The sequence below is a fragment of the Protofrankia sp. Cr2 genome (assembly GCF_963555885.1).
GTDB lineage: Bacteria > Actinomycetota > Actinomycetes > Frankiales > Frankiaceae > Protofrankia.
In genome coordinates, this window is sequence record NZ_CAUVXG010000019.1 from 54,784 (window position 1) to 64,361 (window position 9,578).

A 9,578-nucleotide genomic window follows, 5' to 3' on the forward strand; every position below is an offset into this window, starting at 1 on the left:
CCGCCGGAGGCCGGGTGTATTGCTAGTTGAAGCAGGAGTGGCTTGTGCCCGAGGCAGCGCCGGTGGTGACCGGAGTGTCCGAGCCTGGCGTGACGATCTTTGATGAATCGTCGCCGGCAGGTGAGCCCGCCGCGCGCGGCGCCGGCGAAGCCGACCGGACGTGCTCGGATGGTGAGGCTGTCCGTATCGACGGTGGATCGTCGCCCGGTTCCGCTCACCAGGCGGGCCTCCCGGGCGACCACGGGGAGCCCGACCCCGGTGAGGGTTCGCAGGTGGTGCCGCGCCTGGGGCATGAGTCGCCGCCGCTGCCCCGGCGAGTCCGGGGCCGGTTCTCCAAACTGGCGTCGCATCGCGCGCCCTCGCCGTCGCTGTTGGATCCGGTACTGCGAGGGCTGCTGGCCAACCATCCCCGTGCCGACGTCGGGCCCGTGTACCGGGCGTTCGAGACCGCAGCAGGGGTGCACACGGGCCAGGTGCGGCTGTCCGGGCATCCGTATGTGACCCATCCCGTAGCTGTCGCGAGCATCCTCGCCGATCTCGGTATGGATACCCCGACACTGTGCGCCGCGCTCCTGCACGGCACGGTCGGCGACGCTCATATGAGCCTCGAGGGCATCCGGGACGAGTTCGGCGACCACGTCGCGGATGTTCTTGACGCGGTGATGAAGCTTCATCGGGTGAAGGTCGGTGAGGGTGCGCAGGCCGAGACGATCCGTCGCATGGTGGTCGCGATGGCCCGTGACCCGCGGGCGTTGGTGATCAAACTCGCCGCCCGTCTGCACAACATGCGGACCCTGCGGTTCCTACCCGAGCACAAACAGGAGCGTAAGGCCCGCGAGACTCTGGAGATCTACGCCCCCCTCGCCCATCGGCTGGGGATGAACTCGCTCAAGTGGGAGCTGGAGGATCTCGCGTTCGCGACCCTCTACCCCAAGCGTTACGACGAGATCGTCCGCTTGGTGGCCGAGCGTGCGCCGAGCCGGGACACCTACATCACCGGTGTGGTCACCGCGGTGCTGGCCCATCTCGGTGAAGCCAAGATCAAATCTGTCGTCACCGGTCGCCCCAAGCACTATTATTCGATCTACCAGAAGATGGTGGTGCGCGGCCGGTCGTTCGACGACATCTACGACCTGGTCGGAATCCGGGTGCTGGTTGACTCCGTCCGCGACTGCTACGCGTCCCTGGGAACGCTCCACGCGAACTGGAAGCCGATTCCGGGTCGGTTCAAGGACTACATCGCGATGCCCAAGTTCAACATGTACCAGTCGTTGCACACGACGGTGATCGGGCCTGACGGCAAGCCCGTGGAGCTCCAGATCCGCACCCACGCGATGCACAACCGGGCTGAGTACGGGATCGCGGCGCACTGGAAGTACAAGGAGGACGGCGTCGCGGCCCAGCCGTCGGGCACGGCGAAGGCACGGGCGTTCGGGCTTGCCGACGGTGGGTCGAAGGCGGGCGGGCGGTCCCGTCGGGGTGGCTCAGGCCAGGATCAGACTGCCTGGCTGCGCCAGATCCTCGACTGGCAGCGGGAGACCGCGCAACCCGGTGAGTTCCTCGACAGCCTGCGGTTCGACCTGTTCACCGATGAGGTCTTCGTCTTCACCCCCAAGGGTGACGTGATCGCATTGCCGGAAGGGTCGACCCCGGTCGACTTCGCCTACGCCGTCCACACCGACGTCGGTAACCAGTGCGTGGGCGCAAGGGTCAACAGCAGACTTGCCGCTCTTGACACGTCGCTCGACAACGGGGACACCGTCGAGATCTTCACCTCACGGGCGCATGCGGCTGGGCCGAGCGAGGACTGGCTGACCTTCGTCCGGTCGTCCCGGGCCCGCACGAGGATCCGCCAGTGGCACGCCCGGGAGCGACGGGAGGATGCCGTCGTCGCCGGCCGGGACGCCATCGCCCGGATGATGCGTCGCCACGGCCTCCCGCTCACCCGCTTGATGAACGGCGACGTGCTGCCCAGCCTGGCCAAGGACCTGCGGTACCCGGACGTTTCCGCGCTGTATGCCGCGATCGGCGAGAATCATGTCAGCGCGCAGAACGTGGTGGCCCGGCTGGTGGCCGCGCTCGGTGGACCCGAGGGCGCGGCCGAGGACGTCGCCGAGACCGCCCTGCCGACCCGGGCGCTGCGGCGGTCGGTGGGCGATCCGGGGGTGCTCGTCAGCGGCGCGGAGGACGTGTGGGCGAAGCTCGCCCGCTGTTGCATGCCGATGCCGGGGGATTCGATCACAGGTTTCGTCACTCGGGGTAAGGGTGTGTCCGTGCATCGTCACGACTGCCCGAACCTGGCGATCCTGCGTGCAGCGCCGCACGACCGGACTGTTGCGGTCGAGTGGGCCGCGTCCTCGGGTTCGGTGTTCCTTGTCGTCATCCAGGTCGAGGGTTTGGACCGTGCCCGGCTGCTGTCCGACGTGACGCGGGTGTTGACCAACCATCACGTCAACATCCTGTCCGCGTCGGTGACGACGACAAAGGACCAGATCGCGATCAGCCGGTTCACCTTCGAGATGGGGGACGCAAAGCACCTGGGACACATCCGGGATGCGGTGCGATCGATCGATGGCGTGCACGACTGCTATCGGGTCACCTCGGGTGTGCGGTGCTGACCATGATGGAATCGTCCGGTTATGCAGCGGTTCTCGCCGGCGGGAACCGCTTGTTCCGCGTACGACATCGATGTTGCCGCGGCAGAAGGTCGTCGTCCGCCGCGGTATGGCTCGCCGGCCAATTGCGCGCTGAGATCTGTTAAAGGGGGGGCGCTGTGGACGCCGAGATCGTAGGTGCAGGTATGCAGGGCGCGGCGTTGCCCGCGCGGATGGAGCGGGCTGGCGGGGGCTGGCCGGCCGGGGAAGCTGAAGGTGCCGGCGGGGGAGAGGAAACCTCGCGTACGCTTGCCGCCGCCCGGCTGGCCACTGGCCGCTTGGCCCATCTCGCCCGCTGGATGGCGGCGGTCCGCAGCACGCCTCCGGTGCCGCCGGAGTTGCGGGAGATCACCGATGCGCACTGTCTGCATCATCCCAAGGCCGACATCGGCCTCATCGTCCATGCATACGACGTCGCGAACCGGCAGCATGCCGGTCAGGAGAGACACAGCGGCGACCCGTACATCACCCACCCGCTCGCGGTCACCGAGATTCTCGCCGAACTCGGGGTGGATACCACTACGATCGTCGGGGCGTTGCTACACGACACCGTCGAGGACACCCCCTACACGCTGGAAGCCGCAGCCTCGGATTTCGGCCTTGAGGTCGCCAATATCGTCGATGGGGTGACCAAGCTCGACAAGATGCGTTTCGGCGACGCGGCCGAGGCTGAGGCCGAGACCCTGCGGAAACTGATCGTCGCCCTTGCCAAAGACTATCGGGTTCTTGTCATCAAGATCGCCGATCGCCTTCACAACATGCGGACCGTCGGTTTCAAATCGCAGCCCAAGCAGGCGCGCATCGCCCGGGTGACGCTGGAGATCCTCGCGCCACTGGCGCATCGACTCGGCGTGAGCGTGATCAAGAGGGAACTGGAGGACCGTTCGTTCGCCGTTCTGTATCCCGACGAGCACCGGCGGATACAGTCGATGGTCGACGACTTCAGCGCCGCGGAGCGCGCCTCCGGCCAGGTTGCCGCGATCGTCGCCGCGCTGCAGGGCGGTCTTGAGGATGCTCGCATCAACGCCCGGGTCTCGGTCAGGACGAGCCACCTCTTCTCGATCTACAAGCGGGCGCAGGAGCGTGGCTTCCAGGCGCGTGACTACAACGACATAGCCCGTGTGCTGGTCCTCGTCGATTCTGTCACTGACTGTTACGAGGCGCTCGGGGAAGTGCACGCCATGTGGCGACCGGCGCCCGGGCGGCTACGTGATTTCGTGGCCACCCCCAAGTTCAACATGTACCAGTCCCTGCACACGACGGTGGTGGACTCGGCGGGCAAGCCCGTCGACATCCAGATCCGCACCGACGCCATGCACCGTCTCGCGGAAACCGGGATCATCGCGCGGCCGGTCGGGCCGTCCGCGGACGGTGCCCGCCTGGAGGGCCTGGCATGGCTGCACAGCCTCCTCGACTGGGAGGGCGAAGCTAAGGACCCGGGTGAGTTCATCGAGTCGCTGTCGGCGGATCTCGATTCGGACGAGGTTCTCATCTTCACGCCCAAGGGCAGGATCATCGCGCTTCCCGCCAGGTCGACGCCGGTGGATCTGGCCTACGCCGTCCACACCGAACTCGGTCACCGGGCCATCGGTGCCCGTGTCAACGGCAGGCTGGTTCCGCTGCACACCCGCTTGCGCAACGGTGACGTCGTGGAGATCCTGCGCTCCGGCCTGCCGGGCGCCGGTCCGTCCGAGGACTGGTTGGATTTCGTCAAGACCTCCCGCGCTCGGGTGAAGATCCGTCGCAGGACGACGAGGCAGCGGCGGGACGCCGACACCACGTCTCCCGCCACCGGGCATGACGCCACAGCGGCACCCGGCGGACCAGCGGAGGGTCCGGTGATACCGGCGGCGGGCCCAGTGGTGCCGGTGGCGGGCACCATGGTGTCGGCAGAGGGTCCAGTGGTGCCGGCGGCGGATTACCTGAGCGGGTCCCAACCGGCGGGATCCGTTGCTTCTGCTTCTGCGGCTGCGGTGGCACCGGGCGGCGCGGATCCGGCCGACTCGACCGTTCTGGACGGCGGGACCGTTCTGGACGGCGGTGTCGGCCCGTTGCACCGTCCCGATCCCGCCGGGGACCGCGCGCATCGGCCTGCGGTGTCGCAGCCGCGGTTGCCGCGGGAGCGCGCTCGTTCGCAGACCTGGGCAGGGTTGGCCGCGGTTGACGGCCGGCCGGACGTCCCGGTACGTCTTGCACGCTGCTGTCTGCCCCTGCCAGGGGACGACGTGGTCGGCTTCACCGCCACGCACAGCCCAGCGGTCTCGGTACACCGGCAGGAATGTGCGAACGCGGCGGACGGCCGTGGGGATCGGCGCCGGGTCGCGGTGACCTCCTGGATTCCCACCACAACGACAACCTTCCCCGCTGAGATCACGGTCGAGGCATTTGACCGGTATGGCCTGCTCGCGGACATCACCGAAATGCTGTCGGACGCGTCGGCCGCTGTTCGGTCCGCGTCCACCATCACAGCCGAGGACAGGGTGGCCCGGGCCCGATTCACCGTCGAGGTCGCCGGGCCGGCGCAGTTGGACGCGGTCCTGGCAGCGGTACGGACGGTGGGTGGCGTGTATGACTGTTACCGCACCGGTGGACGCCGAGCCGATCCCTGTGGATAGCGCCCCAGGTGGCACCCGGTTTCCGCTTGTTACATATCATGATCATTTGTTCCTTCGTTTCCGTCGTTCTGTGGAGAAATGGCGCAAACAGCACTCGGCGTGCCCGGCTCACGGTGAGCACCCGTCGGTCGAATGGAATGTCCAGAATCCAGTGCTGACGGAAGCCACCGTAAATTTGTCGGTGGACCCCCCCGTTCGATGTAGAGTATGTTGTTCATGCGCCGATTGATCGGGGGAGTTCGTGGGCCATCTGCAGGCCATGACCAGCATCGATTCGTCTGAAGCGGCGGAGCGGATCGGGCGTCTGCTGGTGGAGCGGCGACTCGCCGCCTGTTTTCAGGTTCTCGGCCCGATTCGCAGCACCTACCGATGGCAGGGTGAGATCGAGCAGGCGGACGAATGGCTATGTCTAGCGAAAACGACGACTGAGCGATTTGCAGAGTTGGCGCAGGAGATTGCCCAGGCGCACCCGTACGAGACGCCGGAGATCATTGCGACGCCGATCGTTCACGGGCTCGGCGACTATCTGGACTGGATCACCGCTGAGACGGCGCCGGCCACGCGCTCAGGCCAGCACCCGTAGTTGCTCGTCGAGGTCCCGCACGGGCTGTGTCTCGCGCCAGGGTCGAAGTTGATCACGAACCTGTCGGACCCGGGTGAGTCCCATCGAGAAGTCCGTCTGCGCCACGATCGCGAGCGCGTCCGCGGCCAGCTGGCATGCCTGGTCGGGCTCGCGGCGGTGGATGTGCACCTCGGCGAGGGTGGCGAGCAGCAGCGAGCGCTTTTTCGTGGCGGTCGGGCTGATGGTGGGCGACAGACTCTCGGCCGCGGCCGCGTAGGCGGCATCCGGGCGGCGTAGGCGGGTGAAGGTCGTGACCTTCATCCCGTTGAGGCGGGGGCGGTCGAAGAACTGCGTCCATACCCGGTCGTGCGCCGAGTCGGCCCGGTCGTAGGCGTCGTCGGCCCGCTCGAGCGCGCGCCGCGCCGCGCCGCTGTCCCCCCGTGCAGCCTGTTCCTCGGCCTCCCGAGCGGCCAGCCATGCCCGGGTCATCATGCTGCCGCCCAGCGCGGCGCGGCGCTGCGCCTCTGTTAATAGTGCGCAGGCGTGGTCCGGCCGGCCGGTCACACCCGGCTGGTAGCTTTCGTACCCGAGTACGCATGCCCACAGAGCGTTGTCATCGGCCTCGCGAGCGGCCTCGACCGCGACCCGGTAGTAGGCGAGTGCCCGGGTGTTGTCGCGCATGTCAAAGGCGAGCCAGCCGGCGAGCGCCGCGGCTTCGCCGGCAGTGGCGGCCAGGTCACGGCGTACCGCCGACCGTGGTGAGGTCTCCAGCAGTCGGCTCAGCGTCACCAGATGCGCAGTCACCTTGTCCATGAGGGCACGGGCCGGGACCCGTTCTTCCAATCCGAACAGACCTGCCGTGCGCGCGGACAAGTCATCGACGATTGACGGGGTGACGACGGCCTGCTGCCGAAGGGCCGCGGAAAGCCGATCCCAGGGCTCGGTGTCGAAGGCGACCGGGGTGACCGCGACGCCCCCGGCTGCCGCGACCATACGTAAGAAGGAGCGTCGCTCCACGCTCGTTTGGGGCAGTGCCGGATCGCGGCCCGCATCCTGATCGGTGCGGACCCGGGTCACCGTTTCGTCGTCGATGAAGCCGAGTTCCCCCGAACTCCGGTGGAATAGCGCGCGCAGGAGCCGTTGGTAACGAAGGCTGGGCTTCTTGTCGCCCTTCTCCCACTTGCAGACCATATTGCCGGTGACGCCTGCCTCGCGTCCTTCGTGGATGACGGCGAAGCGTCGTAGCTCGGTCGCGAGTCGTTCCTGCGACCAGCTTCTCTCCTCGCGACAGGTTCGCAACCGGGTGTTGGGGATGCGTTCCGGAGGATTCGATACGGCGGGCGGAACCGCCCTGGCTGGCGCTGTCATCTTCCGTCTCCCCCGATGGTGTGCTCGACAAAGGTAGCTTATCCCGGTGTCCTGGACATCCGACCTGGACCCACCTGTTCGCCCGGACAACGGCCCGGACGCTTCGGTGCCGGCCGCCGTTTGGTTCGGCCGCCGTTTGGTTCGGACGCCTTTCCCCGTGATTTCACTGGATGCCGTCAACGCGTCACCACTGACTACCACCGGGCGCCGTTGAATATGTCAAAGGGCAGTGGCGAGAAGCGTTCGGTCCATCGTGTCCATGGTTCGCCGGATGTGACCGGGCCTGACAAGTGGGTATTTGTGTATGGAAGCCGGTACATCGGGTGATAGCGGGAGCGGTTTGTCTGGGGCTGTGGGCGCGATTATTGATCATGTGATGCGGGCCGCGCGCGGTGACCGTGACCAGGCGCCCTCGGTGACCGCTTAGAGTTTCACTCTGTGAGCGCCGGCCCCCGACCCAGCACCCCACCGGTATCGCCTGGTGGCCATCCGCTACGAGCGTGGCAGCGGGCCGCTCTCGCGGCATACCAGGCCAGGACGGGTGCCGGCGCGCGCGACTTCCTGGCGGTCGCCACGCCGGGGGCCGGCAAGACGACCTTCGCGCTGCGGGTCGCCGCGGACCTTCTACGCGACGGCGTGGTACGCGCGATCACCGTGGTGGCCCCGACCGAACATCTGAAGCGCCAGTGGGCGCAGGCTGCCGCCGCGATGGGCATCGCGCTCGACCCGACCTTCCGCAATACCGCCGGGGCGACCTCGTCGGACTACACCGGTGTGGTGCTGACCTACGCACAGGTGGCGGCCCATCCGGCGCTGCACCGGCTGCGCTGCGAGCGGCGCCGCACGCTGGTGATCCTGGACGAGATCCACCACGCCGGTGACGCTCGGTCCTGGGGGGATGCGGTCCGCGAGGCCTTCACACCCGCAACCAGGCGGCTGGCACTGACCGGAACGCCGTTCCGGTCAGATGTCAACCCCATTCCCTTCGTGACCTATCTCCCCGGCCCAGATGGCGTGACCCGCAGCGTTGCGGACTCCTCCTACGGGTACGCCGACGCGCTACGTGACGCCGTTGTGCGTCCCGTGCTGTTCCTGGCCTACTCCGGGGAGATGTCCTGGCGGACCAGCGCCGGGCATGAGCTCTCAGCCCGTCTCGGCGAGCCGCTGAACAACGAACAGACCGCCGCCGCATGGCGCACGGCGCTCGACCCGCGTGGCGATTGGATCCCCGCGGTGCTGGCTGCCGCGGACACTCGCCTGGGCCAGGTACGCGTCGGCGGAATGGCGGACGCGGGCGGGCTGGTGATAGCCACCGATCACGCGAACGCCCGCGCCTACGCCGCGATCATGCGCCGTGTGAGTGGAACCGAGCCGGTGGTCGTGCTCTCCGACGATCCCGCTGCCAGCTCGAAGATCGAGGCATTTCGGGGTTCGAGGGACCGTTGGATGGTTGCGGTCCGGATGGTCAGCGAAGGCGTGGACGTGCCGCGCCTGGCTGTCGGGGTCTATGCCACGTCCGTGGCCACGCCGCTGTTCTTCGCTCAGGCGGTCGGTCGCTTTGTGCGGGGCCGGGGCCGTCCCGAGACGGCGTCGGTCTTCCTGCCCAGCGTCCCGACGCTGCTCGCGTTGGCCGGTGAGATGGAGGTCCAGCGCGACCACGCGCTCGACAAGCCGCTGCGCGAACCGGATGCGTTCGACGACGAGTCACTTCGCGAGGCCAATCGGCGCCGCGATACCCCTGACCTGGTGGACCGGTCGTTCACCGCGCTCGGTTCGTCCGCGCATCTCGATCGGGTGATCTTCGACGGTGGCGAGTTCGGCACCCAGGCCGCGGCCGGTTCCGCCGAGGAGGAGGACTTTCTGGGCCTTCCCGGACTGCTGGAACCGGATCAGGTCGCGGTACTGCTCAAGCAGCGGGAGGCGGCCCAGCAGGCCGCCCGCCGCAAACAGGAGCGCGCCGGGCGTTCGCAGTCCGTATCAGGGGTACCCGAGGTCCCCATCCAGGCCGGTTCGCAGGTCCGGCCGGACCCGCGTGCCGACGCCACCGGGGAGGCTTCGGCGGATGACCGTCCCACCCATGAGGTGATCACCGAGCTGCGCCGGGAGCTGAACCGGCTCGTCGCCGCCCATCACCACCGCACCGGGCGGGCGCACGGGATCATCCACGGTGAACTGCGGCGTACCTGTGGCGGGCCGGCGACGGGCCAGGCCAGCGCCGCGCAGCTGCGGACGCGCATCGACACCGTCCGCCGCTGGGAAAAGTAGCGGCCCGCGGCGCGTCATCCGGCCCGCATCCCGGGATCCGCCCGTCGCCCGCCACCCGTCCGGCTCGGTCCCCGCGTCCTGCTTCCCATGCTGTGACGAGTGGAAGGTAGACGT

General features: G+C 68.0%; 5 protein-coding genes. 4 read left to right on the top strand and 1 reads right to left on the bottom strand.

What is annotated here, in order from left to right; translation table 11 throughout:
• The first annotated feature begins 44 nt into the window (after positions 1 to 44).
• From U9978_RS11370 to cutA, 3 genes are all read left to right on the top strand, one after another.
• Positions 45 to 2,618 (top strand): bifunctional (p)ppGpp synthetase/guanosine-3',5'-bis(diphosphate) 3'-pyrophosphohydrolase, encoded by a 2,574-nt coding sequence (locus U9978_RS11370; protein ID WP_322761054.1) that lies wholly within the window; start codon positions 45 to 47, stop codon positions 2,616 to 2,618.
• A 155-nt stretch (positions 2,619 to 2,773) separates the two neighbouring features.
• A complete protein-coding gene (locus U9978_RS11375) occupies positions 2,774 to 5,269 on the top strand; it encodes a RelA/SpoT family protein (RefSeq protein ID WP_416210932.1) in 2,496 nt (831 codons plus the stop codon).
• 241 nt (positions 5,270 to 5,510) lie between these two features.
• Entirely contained in the window at positions 5,511 to 5,852 is a 342-nt protein-coding gene (cutA, locus tag U9978_RS11380) for a divalent-cation tolerance protein CutA (RefSeq protein ID WP_322761055.1), read from the top strand.
• Here cutA and U9978_RS11385 read toward each other — a convergent pair.
• Positions 5,835 to 7,199, bottom strand: coding sequence for a helix-turn-helix transcriptional regulator (locus U9978_RS11385; RefSeq protein ID WP_322761056.1), 1,365 nt, complete (start codon positions 7,197 to 7,199; stop codon positions 5,835 to 5,837). The genes cutA and U9978_RS11385 overlap by 18 nt on opposite strands.
• A gap of 438 nt (positions 7,200 to 7,637) precedes the next feature.
• On the opposite strand from U9978_RS11385, the gene U9978_RS11390 reads away from it, so the two are divergent.
• Entirely contained in the window at positions 7,638 to 9,464 is a 1,827-nt protein-coding gene (locus U9978_RS11390) for a DEAD/DEAH box helicase (protein ID WP_322761057.1), read from the top strand.
• Positions 9,465 to 9,578 lie beyond the last annotated feature (114 nt).

What these genes read in the sequence shown, in the direction of transcription:
- U9978_RS11385 (WP_322761056.1), bottom strand. Translation starts at nt 7,199, where the DNA reads ATGACAGCGCCAGCCAGGGCGGTTCCGCCCGCCGTATCGAATCCTCCG.